Annotated in this window: 17 protein-coding genes; 5 read left to right on the top strand and 12 right to left on the bottom strand. The window is 69.2% G+C overall.

Annotated features, from left to right (window positions below):
• The first annotated feature begins 19 nt into the window (after positions 1-19).
• From rbfA to M2437_RS19900, 5 genes are all read left to right on the top strand, one after another.
• Positions 20-457 carry a 30S ribosome-binding factor RbfA gene (rbfA, locus tag M2437_RS19880; protein WP_003605149.1) on the top strand — a complete coding sequence of 146 codons (438 nt, stop codon included), beginning with the start codon at positions 20-22 and terminating at the stop codon, positions 455-457.
• Between the two features lie 208 nt (positions 458-665).
• Entirely contained in the window at positions 666-1691 is a 1026-nt protein-coding gene (truB, locus tag M2437_RS19885) for a tRNA pseudouridine(55) synthase TruB (RefSeq protein ID WP_015951186.1), read from the top strand.
• Positions 1692-2003: 312 nt separating this feature from the next.
• The gene (locus M2437_RS19890; RefSeq protein ID WP_253388466.1) at positions 2004-2141 is read left to right on the top strand and encodes a hypothetical protein; all 138 of its coding nucleotides are present in this window, start codon (positions 2004-2006) and stop codon (positions 2139-2141) included.
• Between the two features lie 119 nt (positions 2142-2260).
• Positions 2261-3250, top strand: a complete 990-nt coding sequence (locus tag M2437_RS19895; protein WP_253388467.1) for an acyltransferase family protein — start codon at positions 2261-2263, stop codon at positions 3248-3250.
• Positions 3247-3750 (top strand): chemotaxis protein, encoded by a 504-nt coding sequence (locus tag M2437_RS19900; protein ID WP_253388468.1) that lies wholly within the window; start codon positions 3247-3249, stop codon positions 3748-3750. Before M2437_RS19895 ends, M2437_RS19900 begins: the two co-directional genes overlap by 4 nt.
• Here the strand turns inward: M2437_RS19900 and M2437_RS19905 are convergent.
• The 12 genes from M2437_RS19905 to M2437_RS19960 form a co-directional block, all read right to left on the bottom strand.
• Entirely contained in the window at positions 3699-4865 is a 1167-nt protein-coding gene (locus M2437_RS19905; protein WP_012254067.1) for a M20 aminoacylase family protein, read from the bottom strand. The two genes, M2437_RS19900 and M2437_RS19905, sit on opposite strands and share 52 nt — an antisense overlap.
• Positions 4866-4952: 87 nt before the next feature.
• Positions 4953-5417: a Cu(I)-responsive transcriptional regulator gene (gene cueR / locus M2437_RS19910; RefSeq protein ID WP_253388469.1), complete on the bottom strand. Its 465-nt coding sequence runs from the start codon at positions 5415-5417 to the stop codon at positions 4953-4955.
• Entirely contained in the window at positions 5414-7912 is a 2499-nt protein-coding gene (locus M2437_RS19915; protein ID WP_253388470.1) for a heavy metal translocating P-type ATPase, read from the bottom strand. The genes cueR and M2437_RS19915 overlap by 4 nt, the downstream gene beginning before the upstream one ends.
• 199 nt (positions 7913-8111) lie before the next feature.
• Positions 8112-9404 carry an ATP-binding protein gene (locus M2437_RS19920; RefSeq protein WP_253388471.1) on the bottom strand — a complete coding sequence of 431 codons (1293 nt, stop codon included), beginning with the start codon at positions 9402-9404 and terminating at the stop codon, positions 8112-8114.
• Between the two features lie 23 nt (positions 9405-9427).
• Positions 9428-10459 carry a lysylphosphatidylglycerol synthase domain-containing protein gene (locus M2437_RS19925; protein WP_056459009.1) on the bottom strand — a complete coding sequence of 344 codons (1032 nt, stop codon included), beginning with the start codon at positions 10457-10459 and terminating at the stop codon, positions 9428-9430.
• 211 nt (positions 10460-10670) lie between these two features.
• Positions 10671-11297 carry a uracil-DNA glycosylase gene (locus tag M2437_RS19930; protein ID WP_253388472.1) on the bottom strand — a complete coding sequence of 209 codons (627 nt, stop codon included), beginning with the start codon at positions 11295-11297 and terminating at the stop codon, positions 10671-10673.
• On the bottom strand, positions 11281-12042 hold the full coding sequence (locus M2437_RS19935; RefSeq protein WP_253388473.1) for a PIG-L deacetylase family protein: 762 nt from the start codon (positions 12040-12042) through the stop codon (positions 11281-11283). The genes M2437_RS19930 and M2437_RS19935 overlap by 17 nt, the downstream gene beginning before the upstream one ends.
• The gene (locus tag M2437_RS19940; RefSeq protein ID WP_253388474.1) at positions 12039-13277 is read right to left on the bottom strand and encodes a glycosyltransferase family 4 protein; all 1239 of its coding nucleotides are present in this window, start codon (positions 13275-13277) and stop codon (positions 12039-12041) included. The genes M2437_RS19935 and M2437_RS19940 overlap by 4 nt, the downstream gene beginning before the upstream one ends.
• Positions 13274-14167 carry a sugar phosphate isomerase/epimerase family protein gene (locus tag M2437_RS19945; RefSeq protein ID WP_253388475.1) on the bottom strand — a complete coding sequence of 298 codons (894 nt, stop codon included), beginning with the start codon at positions 14165-14167 and terminating at the stop codon, positions 13274-13276. The genes M2437_RS19940 and M2437_RS19945 overlap by 4 nt, the downstream gene beginning before the upstream one ends.
• Complete coding sequence (locus M2437_RS19950; RefSeq protein ID WP_253388476.1) at positions 14164-15783, bottom strand: YcaO-like family protein; 1620 nt, start codon at positions 15781-15783, stop codon at positions 14164-14166. The genes M2437_RS19945 and M2437_RS19950 overlap by 4 nt, the downstream gene beginning before the upstream one ends.
• Positions 15784-15975: 192 nt before the next feature.
• Complete coding sequence (locus tag M2437_RS19955; protein WP_253388477.1) at positions 15976-17004, bottom strand: Gfo/Idh/MocA family protein; 1029 nt, start codon at positions 17002-17004, stop codon at positions 15976-15978.
• On the bottom strand, positions 17004-18185 hold the full coding sequence (locus M2437_RS19960; RefSeq protein WP_253388478.1) for a class I SAM-dependent methyltransferase: 1182 nt from the start codon (positions 18183-18185) through the stop codon (positions 17004-17006). Before M2437_RS19960 ends, M2437_RS19955 begins: the two co-directional genes overlap by 1 nt.
• Positions 18186-18208: the final 23 nt, after the last annotated feature.

Genomic DNA, 18208 nt, shown 5'->3' on the forward strand with positions numbered 1-18208 from the left:
CAGCGACGTCGATCAGCCGATGGCCCAAAAGCAGACTCCCTCCGGTCCCACGCAGCGTCAGCAGCGCGTGGCCGAACTCATCCGCCACGCTCTGGCCGAAGTGCTGCAGCGTGGTGACATTCAGGATCCGGTGCTCGGCTCGCATGTCGTCACCGTTCCCGAGGTTCGGATGTCGCCGGACCTCAAATTGGCGACCGCCTACGTCATGCCGCTCGGCGGCCAGGACGAGGCCCCGGTGATCGCCGCGCTCGAGCGTCACAAGAAGATCCTCCGCCAGGAAGTGGCCCGGCGGGTGAACCTGAAATTCGCGCCCGACCTGCGTTTCCGGCGCGACGAGACCTTCGACGAGGCGGCCCGGATCGACCAGCTCCTGCGGAGCGAGAAGGTCCAGCGGGATCTGGAAAGTGCGCCTCGCGAGGACGACGAGGGCGAACCGGATTCGTCCTCGCGCGATTGATCTCCATCCGGGCGGCTGCCGTTGCGCCGCCCCTTCGCCCAACGGGCCGCGTGATGGCCCCTTGATGGGCTGAGCCGCTCAAGAGCCTCGTCTTGGATGTCCATTCCAGGCCGATGCTCTCCGCTTTTGTTTTTGCATCGTCGTTTGCCGAGAGCCGGTGGCCACCTTTCGGGACGATGCTTTAGAGAACCCGTCGATCGAGGACAGGATGCAAGACGACATTTCTTCCGAACGCGCCGGTGAAGCGCCGCAGGAGCCGCGGGGCGACCTGCGCCGGGACGGACCGCCGCGGGGCGGACGCCGCCCTCAGCGCGGCCGTCCGCGCCATGACCGGCCGAAGAAGAACGACGTGAGCGGCTGGGTGGTGCTCGACAAGGGCGTCGGCATCACCTCGACCCAGGCCGTGGCGGTGGTGAAGCGGCTGTTCAACGCCAAGAAGGCGGGCCATGCCGGCACGCTCGATCCGCTGGCATCGGGCATCCTGCCGATCGCACTCGGCGAGGCAACGAAGACGGTGCCGTTCGTCATGGACGGGCGCAAGGCCTACCGCTTCGAGGTGACCTGGGGTGTCGAGACCGACACCGACGATGCCGAGGGTCGCCCGGTCGAGACCTCCGATGTCCGTCCGACCCGCGAGGCGCTCGAGGCGGCTCTGCCCGCCTTCGTCGGCGAGATCGAACAGGTGCCGCCGCGCTACTCCGCCATCAAGATTCAGGGCGAGCGCGCCTACGACCTCGCGCGTGACGGCGAGGTGGTGGAACTGGTGGCCCGCTCCGTGCGCATCGACCACCTCTCGGTGATCGAGCACCACGGCGACCGCACCGTTATCGCTGCGGAATGCGGCAAGGGCACCTACGTTCGTGCGCTGGCCCGCGATCTCGGCCGGGTGCTCGGCTGCTACGGTCACGTCTCGGCCCTGCGGCGCACGCGCGTGGGCCCGTTCGAGGAGGCGGCCGCCTGCAGCGTCGCCACCCTCGAAGAGAGCACCGAGATGCATCTCCACGCGGTCGAAACGGCTCTGGACGAGGTGCCCTCGGTCGCGGTCAGCCGCGACATGGGGCTTCGCCTGATGCGCGGTCAGCCGGTGATTCTGCGCGGGCAGGATGCGCCGATCGGCGGCAAGGCCTACGCGACCTGCGGCGGCGTGCTCGTCGCCGTCGGCGATGTCGAGCGCGGCGAACTGGTGCCGCATCGCGTGTTTCACCTCGGCGGAACGGCGGCACCGAGAAACTGAAGGATCGGTTCTCTCGCGCGGTCGATCGAGTGATTCACAAGAAAAGAAGTGCTCGCAGCCACTTCATCGAACGCAGTCGAGAATAGCCGGCTCAGTCTAACCTTCGAGCAAAAACACTCTCCATAGAAGCCCGTCGATTTTACAGATCGGCGGGCTTTTTCATGCGCGTGTCTCTGGGCCTCAAGCTGGCGATGGTCGTCGCAGGAGCAGGCCCGCGCCGCGCTCAACGAATCGTTCTGGAATGCCGGGCTCCAGGCCCGAGGTCTGGCCCAATCCATCGAGCACGCCGTCTGAACAAGGGTGAAAGCCACCATGCAGGCGCTCGCCGACGATCGGCTCGACGAGACGGTGCCGTTCGGCGCGGCGTTGCCGGCCATCGAGGGATCGCCGCGGACCAACGTTCCGTCACCCTGGCTGATGAGACCGCTAGGCTCGGACAGAGAGGACTGAACAGAGGGCCACGATTGTTAGGTCTACTTTGAACCTAGCCATTCTCAATTGGTCATATTTTTGCTTTATCAGGTGATGATTTGCATAGAGTGATACGACGATTTGGCGAGGTGTTGGAGATGCGTTTCGCTTCGATCCAGGCACTTAGGGCTACGGCCGCGCTGCTCGTTGTAGCTCACCACTTATCGGACCACCGTTTCGTAACCGGCGCCGCTGGCGTTGATATATTCTTCGTCGTTTCCGGATTTGTTATGGGAAGTGCAGATACCAAAGTTCCGCCGGGCCAATTCCTTTTAAAACGTGCGATACGTATCGCGCCGCTTTATTGGGCAACAACTCTTGTGCTTTGCGCAGGCGCGATAGCAGGGCTGTTCGCCCGCTTCAGCTTCGATGGGGCCACCCTGGCGAAATCCCTACTTTTCGTGCCCTATTACAACGCCGAAGGTCAGATCTGGCCGTTGGCGATCTCGGGTTGGACGCTCAATGCTGAGATGCTGTTCTACGTCCTGTTCGCCGCTGGTCTCTGGATCGGCGCGCCTCGGACGTTCTGCGCGGCAGCCCTGGCCGGGCTCGTGATCGCGGGCGCGATTTTCGCGCCCGAGAACGCCCCGCTGCGATTTTGGACCTCGGCGATCATGCTCGAATTCATTGCCGGCCTTGCCCTTGCCGGGCCGATCCGCCTTGCCGGTCTCGGACGCGGGCTGAGCCTCATTGCCGTCGGCGCAACCGGCCTCGTCGCGGCCGAGCTCGCTTGGCACTACACAGAAACCCTACGGCCGCTCGTATGGGGCGGCCCGGCCTTCCTCATCGTTTGCGGCGCGCTGGCGATCGAGCGGGCCGGGCGCTGGCCCCGGCGCGCCCTCGCCGCCCTGGAGCGGATCGGAGATGCCTCCTATTCACTCTACCTAACCCATGGGTTCGTGATCGCGCTCGTGCATCGCAAGGTCGGCACGACCATCACCGCCAACGCGATGGCGGTGCCAGCCTGCCTCGCGCTGGCGTTCCTGACCTATTATGGCTTCGAGCGTCCAGTCGGTCGTATGCTCAACCGGCTCGCTCGACCGCACCCGAGAAGCGCGCTCGAATTGGCGGCAACCTCCACGCATTGAGGCAGCGTGAGAGGTCGGCCCGCAACGGCAGACGCGCACCGATCGCGGCGATCCAGCAGGCGGCGGGCGGCACGAGCGGTGCCATCGGCGAGATCGGGCATACGATCGCGCAGCTCAACCTCATTGCCGCCGAGGTTGCGACGGCGGCCGAGCAGGGGCAGGCCAGCCACGAGATCGCCTGTGCCATTGCAGGGGCCGCAGCGGACGCCCGCACGCTGTCGCTGAGCATCGCGGGGGTCCGCGCCGCCGCCGCTTCAAACGAGGAGCGTTCCGACGAAGTCCGCTCCGGTGCCAAGCGGGTAGGGAATGGCAGCGCCGCGCTGCAAGTCGCGGCCGGGACGTTCCTGGAGCGGGTCCATGCCGCACGAGGCGTCCGCTCCGTCGCGAGCCCCAGGATGCGCGATCATGGGACGAGCGGCGGCCCCATCGATCGCGGAAACCGCCGCTCTCAGGCCGGCAGCCCGGTCTCGATGATCCGCGCCCAGAGCGAGGCGCCGTAGGGGATGGCGGCGTCGTTGAAGTCGTATTCCGGGTGGTGGAGGCCGGCGGAGGGGCCATTGCCTATGAAGATGTAGGCGCCGGGCCGGTGGGCCAGCATGTAGGAGAAATCCTCGGCCGCCATCATCGGCGCCACGTCCCGCTCGACACGATCCTCGCCGACGACCTGCGCGGCGACATCAGCCATGAAGTCGGTCTCGGCCGGGTGGTTCTCAGTCGCCGGATAGCCGCTGGCGAAATCGACGTTCGCCCGCGCGCCGAAGGCCACGGCAACATTCTCTGCAATCGCCGCGAGCCGCTCGCGCATCAGGTCGCGCACGGCCGGCGTCAGCGCCCGCATGGTGCCGCGCAGTTCCGCCGTCTGCGGCAACACGTTGAACGCCTCGCCCGCGTCGACCGCGCAGACGGAGACCACCGCCGAATCGAGCGGATCGATGTTGCGGGCGACGATGGATTGCAGGGCGACGACGATGTGGCTCCCGACCAGCACCGTATCGACCGCCGCCTGCGGCAGGGCCGCGTGCCCGCCCCTCCCCTCGATCCAGATCGTGAAGCGGTCGGTGGACGCCATGATCGGGCCGGGACGGATCGCGAAGGTGCCGAGCGGTTGGCCGGGGACGTTGTGCAGGCCGTAGACCGACTCGACGCCGAAGCGCTCCATCATCCCGTCCTGCACCATTGCCTCGCCGCCGCCGCCGCCCTCCTCGGCCGGCTGGAAAATCAGCACCGCGCGGCCATCGAAGTCGCGGGTCTCGGCGAGGTATTTCGCGGCACCCAGCAGCATGGCGGTGTGCCCATCATGGCCGCAGGCGTGCATCTTGCCCGGCGTGATCGAGCGGTAGGGAAGGTCGCGGATCTCCTGGATCGGCAAGGCGTCCATGTCGGCGCGCAGGCCGATCGCGCGGTTGGAGCCGTGCGCCCGCCCGTGGATCACCCCGACGACGCCGGTGCGGCCGATGCCGGTAACGACCTCGTCGCAGCCGAAGGCGCGCAGCTTGTCCGCCACGAAACCGGCGGTGCGGTGAACGTCGTACTGAAGCTCCGGATGGGCATGGAGATCGTGCCGCCAGGCGGTGATCTCCTCCGAGAGATCGGCGATGCGGTCGATGACGGGCATGGATCCAACCTTTCCGGAAGGTCCCAGCAAGCAGAAGGCCAACACCGGGTCAACGGCCAAGCCTCGGGGCGAGCGCCCGATAAGCGATCACCCCTGCTTTCTTCCTCGCCGCAATCGTGCCGCGCCCGTCTCCGCGGGCTCAAGCGCCTCTCCTCCCGCCAGATCGTCGAGAATCGGGCAGTCCGGCCGGTCGTCGCCGCAGCAGCGTTCGGCCAGATGTTCGAGGGTGCGGGCCATCGCCTCCAACTCGCCGATGCGGCGGCGCAGGTCGGCGACATGGCCGAGCGCCACGGCCTTGACCGCACCGCTGGCGCGGGAGCGGTCGTGCCAGAGGGCCAGCAGGTCGGCGATCTCCCGCATCGAGAAGCCGAGGTCGCGGGCGCGGCGGACGAAGCGGAGCGCGTGCAGGTCGGCCTCGTTATACACGCGATAGCCAGCGGCCGTCCGTCCCGCGGGACCGAGCAGGCCCGTCTCCTCGTAGTAGCGGATCATCTTGGCCGAGACGCCGGTCGCACGGGCCGCCTCGCCGATGGTGACGGAGGGCGCGCTCATGCGGTGCCCCCCGCCCGCTTGAGGCGCAGCGCGTTGCCGACGACGAAGACGCTGGAGAGCGCCATCGCCCCGGCCGCCAGGACTGGCGAAAGCTGCGGGCCGCCGAAGGCCGCGAGCCCTCCGGCGGCGACGGGGATCAGCGCCGCGTTGTAGGCAAACGCCCAGAACAGGTTCTGGCGGATGTTCGCGAGCGTTGCCCGCGACAGGATCACGGCCTCGACCAGCCCGGTAAGCGCACCGGACATCAGCACCACGTCGGCGCTCTCCACCGCGATGTCGGTGCCGGTACCGATGGCGATGCCGATATCGGCTTCGGCCAGAGCGGGCGCGTCGTTGATACCGTCGCCGACGAAAGCGATCGGGCCGTGCGCCTCGCGCAAGCGGCGCAGGGCCGCGACCTTGCCCTCGGGCAGCACCTCGGCCTCGATTTCGGTAATGCCGAGCGACCGGGCGACCGCCTCGGCCGTGGCTCGAGCATCCCCCGTCAGCATCGCCACGGTGAGGCCACGGGCACGCAGCGCATCGAGAGCCGCGCGCGCCTCCGGCTTGACCGGATCGGCCACCGCGACGAGGGCCGCGAGCCGGCCATCCACGGCGGCGAAGATCGGGCTCTTCCCCTCCTGAGCGAGACGGCTCGCCTCGCTTTCGAGCGCAGCGGTCGTCACGCCGAGCCGTTCCATGAAGCGGCGGTTGCCGAGCGCCACCGCCCGCCCCTCGACTCGCGCCGAGACGCCGTGGCCCGGCACCGCCTCGAACGCTTCGGCGTCAGGGAGTGCCCCGGCGTCGCGCGCCGCGGCGGCGATGGCGCGGGCGACCGGATGCTCGGAGCGCGCCTCGACGGCGCCTGCCAGCGCCAGCACATTCTCCCGGGAGAAGCCTGGCGCGGTGACGAGATCGGTCAGGCGCGGACGGCCCTCGGTCAGCGTGCCGGTCTTGTCGAGGGCGATGACGCGGGCGTCCCGCAGCGCCTGCAGCGCGGCGCCCTGACGGAACAGCACGCCCCGTTCCGCCGCCCGGCCGGTACCGACCATGATCGAGACCGGCGTCGCCAGCCCCATGGCGCAGGGGCAGGCGATGATGAGCACGGAGATTCCCGCAACCAAGGCATGTCCGAGCGCCGGCGAAGGACCGAGGACGAGCCAAGCGAGGAAGGTCAGCAAGGCGATGGCGATGACGGCGGGCACGAACCACAGAGTGACCCGGTCCACCAGCGCCTGGATCGGCAGCTTACCGCCTTGCGCCTCCTCAACCATACGCACGATCCGCGCCAGCGCGGTGTCGGCACCGGTGCGGTCCACTGTGAAGTCGAAGCTGCCGGTAGTGTTGAGGGTGCCGCCGACGACGCGGGCGCCCCTGCCCTTCTCCACCGGCACCGGCTCGCCGGTGATCATGCTCTCATCGACGAAGGATGCGCCCGATGCGACGAGGCCGTCCGCCGGCACGCGCTCGCCGGGCCGCACGCGCACCCGGTCGCCGATCCTGAGGTCGGCCGCCGGCACCTCGCGCTCGGTCGCGCCCTCGACCCGCCGCGCCGTCTTGGGCGAGAGGTCGATCAGCCGCGCGATCGCCGCGCCGGCCCGGCCCTTGGCGCGGGCCTCCAGGGTTCGCCCGAGCAGGATCAGCGTGACGATCAGGACGCTCGCCTCAAAGTAGAGATGCGCCGACCCGTCCGGCAGCCACCACGGCGCGGCGGTCGAGACCAGGGAGAAGAGGTAGGCCGCGCCGGCGCCGAGGGCGACGAGAGCGTTCATGTCGGGATGGCCGCGCAGCAGGTTCGGCACGCCGATCCGGAAGAAGCGCCGGCCGGGCCCGGCCAGCACCAGGGTCGCGAGCACCACCTGCATCCAGGCGAAGCCGCCGGCGCCGAGCACGCCCGTCACCGCATGGTGGAAGCCCGGCAGCAGGTGGCTCCCCATGTCGAGGACGACGACCGGGGCCGACAGCACGGCGGCGACGATCAGGTCGCGGCGGAGTGCGGCCGTCTCCCGCTCCTGCCGATCCGCGTGTGAGGCGTCCGCTGCGGCACCGAGCGCACGCGGCTCGTAGCCGGCCTGCCGCACGGCCGCCTCGACATCGCTCAGGGAGACGGTGCCGGCGGCGTGGTGCAATTCCGCCCGGCCGGTGGCGAGATTCACGCTCGCCGAGACAGCACCGGGAAGCGCCATGAGGGCGCGCTCCACGCGTCCGACACAGGAGGCGCAGCTCATCCCCTCGACGGAGACGGCGGTGACGGATTCCGGCACGTCGTAGCCGGCTTCGCGGATCGCCTCGACCGCCCGCGAGGGTGGCATGCCATCCGGCAGGGCGAGGCTGGCGCGGCCGGTGGCGAGGTTGACGGCGACGTCGCTCACGCCGGGCAGCGCGCGGAGCGACCGCTCGACGCGTCCGACGCAGGAGGCGCAGCTCATGCCCTCCACCGGCAGGGTCAGGCGGGACGGCCGCGCGGCCTCAACAGGCGCGGGCGGCGTGGTGTGGGATTCAAGGATCGTTTCCATGCCACCTCAGATGGGCCTTCCCATCATGGGAAGGTCAAGGGGCGGGGCGTTCGAGGCTTTCAGGCTAGGAAAGCACCTTTGCCCCCGCATCTTTCGGCACGTGTCGCGCGTCGTTCGATGTCCGCGCTGCCGCGGCGGCATCGACTGGCTCTTCCCGGCAAACGGGGCCGACTGCACACCGTTCCCCCGGGGTCATCCGCTAATCCCGTGCGGGCACCTCGTCCGGCATCGGTCCCACGGTGTCGGGCCGATGCTCCGGCAGGCTCACGCGCACCGTGGTGCCACGCCCCGGCTCGCTCTCGATGATGAGCTTGCCCCGGTGGCGATTGAGCGTGTGCTTGACGATGGCGAGCCCGAGACCGGTTCCGCCCTGCTGGCGGCTCGATGCCGTATCGACGCGGTAGAAGCGCTCGGTCAGCCGCGGGATATGCTCGGCTGCGATGCCCGGCCCCTCGTCGCGCACCCTGAGTTCGATCCGGGATCCGCGCCCGTCCACCCCCTCGACGCGGTGGAGCGACACGACGACCACGCCGCCGCTGCCGCCATACTTCATCGCGTTCTCGACGAGATTCTCGATGACGCGCAGCAGCTCGTCGCGATCCCCCAGCACCGGGAGCGGGATATCGGGCCGCTCGACGCTCAACGCGATGCCACGCTTGAGGGCAAGCGGCGCCTGCATATCGACCATCTGGCGGGCGATGCGGCCGAGATCGACCGTCCGGGTCGGCACGACGTGCTCGTGCAGCTCGATGCGCGAGAGCGAGAGCAGGTCGTCGATCAGCCCGGTCATGCGCTGGGCCTGGGTGCGCATGATGCCAAGGAACTGCTCGCGGGCGCGGGCATCGTCGCGGGCGGGGCCCTGAAGGGTTTCGATGAAGCCGAGAAGGGCGGCGAGCGGCGTGCGCAGTTCGTGGCTGGCATTGGCGACGAAATCGACCCGCATCGCCTCGAGGCGCCGCGCCTCGGTAAGGTCGCGTAGGAACAGCACGACATTGGCCTCGCCGCCGCCGGGCATGTCGGACATCGGCAGGGCGCCGATCTGCACCTCGAAGGCGCGCTCGGTCGGCACGCGGGTCGCGTATTCGGTCCGCACGGCCGATCCGGTGCGCAGCACTTCCTCGATGCCATCGAGCACGTCGGGCGCGCGCAGGGAGAAGGAAAGCGGGTGGCGGAGCTTCAGCCCCGGGAGGAGCCGCCGGGCGGCCGGGTTGGCCTCCATCACCACCACCCGACGATCGACCAGGATGACGGGATCGGGGATGTTCGCCAGCAGCGCCTCGGCGATGGTGTGGCGGCGCGGTGGACCCGCCTCGGACTGCTGGAGAACCGGCCCCTGCCCGCGGCGCCCGATGAGCCCGCCGATGAAAAGGGCAAGGCTGGCGGAGACGATCAGGGCGGCATCGACCGTGCCGCCGATCGCTTCCGCGAAAACAATCACGGCCACGGCCAGGGTGACGCCGAGCCAGAGAGGACGGGCCGGGTTGCTCAACATGCCGGGCTAGAGAACCGGCCGGATCACGGGTCGTTCGCGGCCGCCCGGCGCCGCAGACGCTGCATCCCTTCGTAGATGCCGAGCATCACCAAGGCGAGAGCGAAGGGAACGAGGTAGTAGCAGACCCGGAACAGCAGCAGCGAGCCGAGCACCGACTCGCGCGGCAGGTAGGACAGGGCGAGCAGGATCGTGGCTTCGAACACGCCGATGCCGCCCGGCGCGTTGGAGGCGATGCCGAGCATGGCGGCCAGCACGTAGATCGCCAGGAAGGTCGTGAAGGGGAGGTTCAGGCCCTCTGGCATCAGCATGTAGAGCACGGCGGCCGCGGCGCAGACGTCGCCGATGCCGACCACCATTTGGCTGAACGACACCGTGGCGCCCGGCAATTCGAGGTGCCAGTGGCGCACCTTGATGTAGCGCCGCTTCACCGAGACCCAGGCGAGATAGCCGAGCACGAGCCCGAGCGTGCCGAAGCCGAGGATCTGATTGAGGCGCGCGGTGGTGTTGACGCCGATGCTCTTGAAAGTGAGGCTCGCGAGCTGGCCTGCCTCGATGATGAGGCTGAAGCCGAGCACCACCCCCATGCCGAGCCAGAAGGTGAAGCCGGCGATCACCGTCAGCGCGGCGATCTTGGCCGCCGACAGCCCGCGCTTCGAGTAGATCCAATAGCGGATCGTCGCTGCGGTGATGAGCGGAAAGCCGAGGGTGAAGCTCACGGCGTAGCTCGTGAAGGAGGCGAGCGCGGTGATGCGGTAGGGCAGCTTGATCCGAAGCTGGCGCAGGGCGAGCGCGTCGTAGCAGGTCAGGAACAGGTAGCTGACCGCCACGAACAGGAAGGCTTCGGTAAGCTGAGTCGCGGCCACCGCAGTGAAGGCCGCCCGTAGCTCGGCCCAACTGATCTCTTCCGAGAGCTTCCACAGAACGCCGAGCGAGGCGACGATGAGGATGAGGCTGGCGATCGTGCCGATCCAGGCATAGCGCCCGCGTTTCGATGCCTTCTTCGATCCGGCATCAGCCTCGCGGTCCGCGTCGGCCGGCTCGGCCTCCGTGACCATCCTGTGCTTCCCGGCAGGTTTCATGTGAGAACGGTATCCGCCTCCGCTGGTCGACCGCAGGGTGTATTCGGCGCAGGTCGTCCCGAGCGGTATCGATCCCGAACCGCCCCCGCGGCATTTAGGGGCTTCGACCGGCAAAGGCCAGCGAAGGGCCACCGGCACGGGGATGCCCTGCACCGGGAATGCGGCCGAAATCACGGTATCCTGACCGTCACGGCGTCGCAGCGAGATGCGCGGCCGCCTCTGCCAGACCCGCCAGGATGCGCTCGCGTACGGCGGGCGCGGTGCAGACATAGGTCGGGCTCGGATGGGGTATCGCCACCACCGGCAGTTCCGGCCGCAAGGCGGAGAGCGGCGCCGACGCCTCGCGCGCGAAGCGCCCGGCCGGGACGACCACGGCGAGCCGCGGCAGCAAAGCGAGCAGCGGCGCGAAGTATGGCGCGGCGGCGCTCGCTTCCGCTCGGCGGGGCGCCCGGTTGAGGGCGCCGGGCGCGTGGATCACCCAGGGCACGGCGTTCCAGATCAGCGTGTCCCGCCGGGCGATCCCGGCCTCGGCCAGGAAGCGGAACAGGTTGGCGGCAGTGCCGGTCGGATTGTCGCGGGAGACGAAGCCGGTGCGGCCGATCGAGGGGCCCGGCGTCTCGAGCAGCAGGAGCAGCCGCGCCTCCACGCCGCCATCGAGCGGATCGGGATCGGGGACGGCCGCGCCCCGCTCGGCGGAAATCATCCGGGCGAAGGCGCGCAGCGGCCGGACATGCGGCGCGTCGGCCACCGCCCGGCGCGCCTCGAGAAGGGCGGGATCGCGCAGGCTCTTTGGGACGTCAGGCGAAGCCGGCATCGCGCAGACCCGGCGGCACCCGGCCCTGCAAGCGGAAGCGCTCGACGCCGTTCTCGGCGGAAAGACGCGTGCGCAATCCCTCCGGCCCGCCGAACTGGAAGCCGACCTGCGACGCGTAGGCGGCGCAGGCTTCCGCCTTGCGGTGCTCGGCCTCCGAATCGAGGTGCACGACCTGCTCGGGCCAATGCTCGAAAATCGCCCGCAGCGGTTCTTTCGGCTCGGTGCTGCGCACGGTGTATGGGAAGTCGCGCCACCACAATACCGGCAGGGGCGGCTGCGCGGCGCGGAAGGCGCGCACGACCTGCACGTGATCGACATGGCCGCCGACGGCCTGCGGCGCGAGGATCAGGTCCGGCCCGGTATCCGCCACCAGCCGCTCGAAGGCGTCGGCGAGGTTAGCGCCGATCCGGTCGTCGGGGCGAAGTTCGGCAAACAATTCCGGCGCCGACGCGTAGCCGCGATGCGGCGCCTCCCGGAACGGCAGGTGGACCGGCTCGTCGATGCCGAGCGCACGGGCCGCCGCGCGATCCTCCTCGCGGCGCAGGGCCATGTAATCGACCTCCGGCCCCAGCCCCTTGTCGAGCTGGCACGCGAGGGCGAAGCCGCGCGGGTCCCGCACCGATGCTGTGAAGATCGTCGCCATGACGACCTGCCAGCCCTGCGCGGCAAGCCGCGCCAGCGTGCCGCCGGCCGAGAAAACCGCATCATCGAGATGCGGCGAGATGGCGAGTGCGGTACGCGTCACAGCAGGTGCGGCTCCTTGCGGAAGCGGCAATCGGCATCGATCGGCAGTGTGTCCGGGACATCCGTGTGCGGGCGCTCCCCGGCGACCTGCGCATAGACATCCATGATCTGCCGGCCGACGGCGGTCCAGGAATAGACCCGGCGGCACTCCTCCAATCCGGCCTCGGCGAGACGCTGGCGCAGATCGTCGTCCTCCAGAACCCGACGAAGGGCGGCGGTGAGCGCCCGCACGTCACCGGGATTCACCAGCAGGCCGTTCTCTTCGTCCCGTAGGCAATCCGAGACGCCGACCGAGTGGGTCGAGACTACGGCAAGCCCGGCGGCCATGGCCTCCAGAATCGTGTTCGAGAAGCCCTCCGCGTAGGTCGGCGAAACGAAGACGTCGGCCTCGCGGTAGAGGTCCGGCACGGTGTCGTAGTCGGCGTAACCGGTGAAGCGGACCTGGGCCGAGGTGAAGCCGATGGCGTCCGCTTTCGCGCGGGCGGACTCGACATCCGGTCCGATGCCGGAGATCGTCGCGTCGAACGGCACGCCGGCCTCCCAAAGCCGCTCCAGGGCATCGAGGAAGTCGAGCACGCCTTTCCGGCGGTCGACCCGGCCATGGTAGAGCAGCCGCACCGGTTCCTCGTCCTCACGCTCGGCCTGGAAGCGTTCTCCTGGGGTGAAGCGGGCGGTATCGACGGCGCCGGGGACGATGGTGAAGCGAGTGGGATCGGAGCCGAGCCGGTCACAGACCTCCTTCAGGAAGGATTGCCCGCCGATCAGCAGCGCGTTGGCATGGGCCAGCACCTCGACCATCGCGCGGCGATGCGTCTCGCAGCAGGAGCCGACCCAGTGGCCGTCGCCGCCCTGGATCGAGACCACCGTCGGCACGCCGAGCCGCTTGCCCGCGAGCAACACCGCCCAGCCGGTCGGGTAGCCATACTGCGCGTGCAGCACGTCGAACGGCTTCTTGGCGTGCTCGGCGCAGATCGTCGCGACGATCGTATCGATGTCGCGCTCGAAATCCCCGCCCTCCTGCTCGCCCTGCTGTTCGAGGCCGATGACATGGACGCCAGGCACGGCGGGCGGCGGGCCGCCGCCATAGACGCGCGTGCCGAATTCGTCGCCGCGATATTGCGAGATCATCGTCACGTCGTGGCCGGCCCCCGCCACCTCGCGCAGGAGGTTCTGCGCATAGACGCTCATGCCGGAGATCGCCGGGAAGTAGCGGCGGCTGACGAAACAGATTCTCATGACGTGGGCAGCCCGGGCATCGCGGCTTCGCGCGGTGTGGTGTCCGGCATCGGAAGTCCGGGGCCGGGACGGCGGCAGGTGCGGAGATAATCGAGGGATTGGACGACCATCACGTCGGCGCGGTGCGACTCGCGCGAAAGCTCCACGCAGACGAGTTTGCTGAACCCGATCGCGTCGAGCGCGTCCAGAACGGCAGGGACATCCATGTCACCCTCGCCGAAGGGCAGGTGGATGTGCTCGCCCCGCTTCATGTCTTCGATCGCCACAGTACCGAGGCGCGGGGCGAATTCGTGCACGGCCGCGGCTGGATCGCGCTCCCCCGTCACGAGGCAGTGACCGGTATCGAGAGCGAGCGACAGGCCCGGCAGGTCGATCGCGGCAAAGTCGTCGAGCGTCTCGATCAGCATGCCGGGCTCGGGTTCGAGGGCCGCGACGACGCCCTTCTCGGCGGCGAAGTCGGCGACTTCGCGCAGCCCCTCGATCAGCCATCCCCGCGCCTCGCCGTGGTCCACGCCCGGCTTCGGCACGCCGGCCCAGAACGAGACGGCTTCGGAGTTCAGGATCTTTCCGATCTCGATCGCCCGCTTGAGGAAGCCGACGCGCCGCGCACGGCCTGAAGCGTCGGCGGTGACGAGGGTCGGCTCGTGCTTGGCGGTCGGGTCGAGCAGGAAACGGGCGCCGGTCTCGATCACCGAACCGAGTTCGAGCCGGTTCAGGAGACTGGCGATGCGATCGGCCTCGATCACCCAATTCTCGGCGAAGGGGTCGAGATGGTGGATGTCGAGGGTGAGCGCGACGCCGTCATAGCCCGCATCCTTGATGAGGCGGATCGCATCCTCGATGCGGTGATTGGCGGTGCCGTTGGTGTTGTAGGCGAAGCGTAGGCTCATGCAGGCCTCCGCTCGGCCCGGCGGCCCTGGCGCTCATAGCGGAACGGCGCGTGGTGCGATTCCGGCTCGCGGTAGAGCGGATAATGCGAGCCGACGATCTGCTCAGCCAAGGCCACGTCGAAGAGCGGCTGGCCGCCGAGGCGCTCGATCGCCTCCGGCGTCAGGCGGACCGGCAGCAGCGTGTCGGTTGGCGTGCCGAAGCGGATCAGCGGATGATCGCGCTCGATCAGCTTCTTCGCGTTGCGCTCGCCGATCCGGTAGTAGCTCATGGTCTCGACTTCGAGCCCCGGCACGATCGCCTTGACCACGCCGATCCCGCCGCCGGGCGGCGTGCAATCGACGTAGAGCACATCGAAGCCTGCCTCCTCCAGCCGGTCGCGGGCGATCTTTCCGCGGGCGTGACCGTCCGGGGCCGGTGTCGTCGGCAGGTCGGAAAAAGCCTTGGTGCTGCGCTCGGAATAGACTGTGTTGCTCAGAACCCCACGCAGCTCGGCCGAAGACAGGTCGAGCCATGCGAGCATGGCCTGAAGCGCGCGGCTCTCCTCCAGATCGAGGCTCGGCAATGCCTTCTGGATGAAGGATTCGACATAGCCGGGCGGGGCCACCGTGTCGGCGAGCGCCAGCGGCCCGTGGCCGAAGGTTTTTCGGACGCGCGCCGCCTGGAATTCGAGAAGCGCCTTGCGCAAAGCCCGCTCGCGGTCCGGATCGCAGGCCTCGCCGCAGGCCGAGAGCGCGATCGGCGCGGGCGTCCGGGCCGGGTCCTCGTCGTAGCCGACGACGTAGAGGTTGGTGAGACCGAACTGATCGGTGGCGAATTTCGGCAGCGCCCGGATGCCGAGGCTTTCCAGCCGGTCGAGCATGCCGCGCGTCTCGGGGCCGATCCCGTCGAGATCGAGCATCACGCCCTGATCGAGGGCCCGGAACAACAGGCCGTTGCCGTCGCGCTGGAGCAGTTCGAGCAGACCGTGGCCGAGCGCAAAGTTCACGTCCGGCCCGGCGCCGAGGCCGTTGGTGATGAGGTTGGTGAAGGGCTGATAGCCCTCGCGCAGCTCGAAGTAGTCGGTCGCGGCGATATCGAGCGGCATCCACACCGACTCGCCGGTGCGGGCCCGGACCGCCTTAGTCCAGTCGAGCGGGGTATCGCGGCCGACGGACGAACCAGCGGGCAAGCACAGCGTCAGCGGATCGGTGACGGAGGATGCGCCGTAGACGCGCACGAGGTCGGCGTAGGAGACGGCCGCTTGGTTGTCGCCCTTGCGCGGCAGCAGGGCGACGGACGGCATCAGGTTCTCGGCGATCTCGGCCACGGCACCGATCAGCGCTTCGTCGTCAGTGGCGCCGTAGCCGATGCCGGAGGGCATGGCGCCGACATAGAACGGATCATCGAGAAAGAGCGCCACGAACCAGACCGGGATGCCGGTGCGGTCGAGCCCCGCGAGATTGAAGCCGACGACCCGGCCCTCCGGCAGAACGTCGAGATAGGCCTTCACGACATCGGGCAGCCGCGTGGGCAGCCCCTCGATCTTGCGCGGTGAGCCGCGGCGATAGGAGCGCGGCGCCGCCAGATTCGGGTGGTGGGCGCGGTCGTCCCGGTCGAGGGCGTCGGTCGCTGTCATGTCCGTTCCATCAGCAGCGGCTGACCGTCCTGTCTCCAACCCCGAACCTCATCCTGAGGTGCCGCGAAGCGGCCTCGAAGGATCCTCCAGGGATCGCGTGGGATCTGGACGATCCTTCGAGGCTGCGCTTCGCTCCGCACCTCAGGATGAGGGCGTGGGTGGGATCGTACGGTCTGCTCCTAACAATCGTCGTCAGGCCGCGTCGCGGCCGGCCGGTTTGCCTGCCGCCGCGTAGGCGCGGGCGATCAGGCGCATGGTGTGCAGGTCGCGCTCGGCGTCCCAGGCGGCGCGCTCGCCCCGTTCGCGCAAGGCGCGGCCGAAGGCGCGCACCTGTTCGAGGAAGGGCGAAGCCGTCGTGTCGAAGGCGATGTCCTCGACCCGGCCATCCGCACCATTCGTGAAGGTGACGCTGCCGCCCGCGGTCTGGCCCATCGTGTCGGTCGCGGTGAGCATCCCGCTGGTGCCGATCACCTCCAGCCGGCGGCGCGGCAAGGCGTCGGGGCAGTTGTAGGCGACGTTGAGTTGGGCGAGCGCGCCTGAGCCGGTTCGGCCGATCAGCAGGGCGCCGTCATCGACGGCGTAATCCTGCGCGCGGGCCTGGGTCATGGCCGCGATCTCGTCGATCGGCTCGCCGAGCAGGAAATCCACGAGGTCGATCCCGTGGGGCGCGAGGTCGATCAGCGCGCCGCCGCCCGCCTGGGCCGGATCGATGCGCCAATTGTCCTGGCCCCGGAACGACGCCCAGGCCCGATCGAGCCAGCAGGCATAGACGATGCGCACCGCCGTCACCATGCCGAGCCGGCCCGCGCGGATGAGGTCGCGCATGGCACGGTGACCGGGATGGTGGCGCTGGTCGAAGGCGGTGCCGTAGAATGCGCCGGACTTGCGCACCGCCGCCGCCATCGCTTCCGCATCGGCGAGAGAGGCGGCCATCGGCTTCTCGCACAGGACCGCCTTGCCGGCGGCACAGAGCGCTTCGACCGCGCCGCGATGGAGATGATTCGGCGTGGCGACATAGACCGCCTCGACCTCGGGCTCGGCGATCAACCCGGCGAGGTCGGCATGCGCCCGCGCGCCCTCGGCTTCCGCCGCCGCGCGCGACGCCGCGCCGGGATCGGCAACGGCGATCAGGCGATGCCCCGCGGCGCGGATGCCGGGCGCCATGTAGTCGCGGGCGACCCAGCCATAGCCGACGATGCCCCAGCCGACGCTTCCCACCATCACCAGCGCTCCGGCAGATCGACATATTCGCGGCGGCGCACCCGCGCCGCGTCCGACGTGTTGGGCTTGCCGTTCCAGTCGATGGCCTCCGGGCCATCCGAATGCAGCGGATAGGTCGCCTGCGAGGCGTACTCAGCCTCGTAGCGCTCCGACGGCCAGCGAATGGCGAAGCCGCCGTCCTCGGGCACGTAGAGTGGATTGAGGTGAAGCGCCGCATCCGCCGGCGGCAGCGTGATGCCGTCCACGATCGCCCGCGGCGCCGGCCGCATACCGGGCCCGGCCACCACCGAGAACGCCTCGCAGCCTCGGAGGTCGCGCGGCTCGCGGGGCTGCGGTGCGCGGGCCTCAACCAGGGCGCGGGTCAGTTCGGCGTCGTCATAGACGAGCCCGTCCGGGAACAGCTCCTCGATTTCGGCCGACGAGATCGCCTTGCCGGCCGAGAAGCCGGGCCGCCCACTGTTGTGGATGTGGCTGAGGGCGAGCCAGCCCTCTTCCCCGGCGGTCTGCCGCAGGCAAGAGAGGATGCCGGGCTTGTCGTCGAGGAAGTAGAAGGCGTCGTTGCAGATCACGAGATCGACCGGCGCCTCGGGAATCGGCCAATGCGGCGACGACGCGTCGAAACAGACGAGCTGCGCCTTTTCGCCGACCACCCAGTGCCGGGCCACCCAGAGCTTGGCGAAGACCACGTCCGCACCCGCGACCTTCACGCCCCGGCGCTTCAATTCGCGCAGGTAATGGCCGATGCCGCAGGCAAGCTCGAACGCACAGACCGGGTCGTTCCAGTGCGCCTCCAGCAGGCTCAGGCCCGCCAGGAAGGTCGGGTCGGTCCAGCGGTTGACGAAGTAGTCGCCGACGCGGCCCCAGCCGAGCCAGTCCACGGCCTGCCGCAGGGTGGCGCTCGCGCGCTCCCGAACCAGCCGGCGCAACGACTCCGGGTCGGCCGGCGGACCGGTCCACCAATCGTCCTGATCGGCCAGCAGGAGGACGAGCGCGTCCTCTCGCCGATCGGCTTCGAGATGATCGAGCACCGCCGCGACGAGGCTGTCGCGGCCGGTGCGAAGATAGGGAATGCCGTCGATGACCGGCCAGCGGGCTCCGGTTTCGGCGTCGCGCAGGGCATGCGCGCCGTCGGCCTTAAGCCTGTGGCCGGTCTCCGGCGAAAGGAGATCGAAGGGGATCATGAGCCTGGATTCTGCCGGACAGC

The sequence above is a fragment of the Methylorubrum pseudosasae genome (genome assembly GCF_029504475.1).
Lineage (GTDB): Bacteria > Pseudomonadota > Alphaproteobacteria > Rhizobiales > Beijerinckiaceae > Methylobacterium > Methylobacterium extorquens.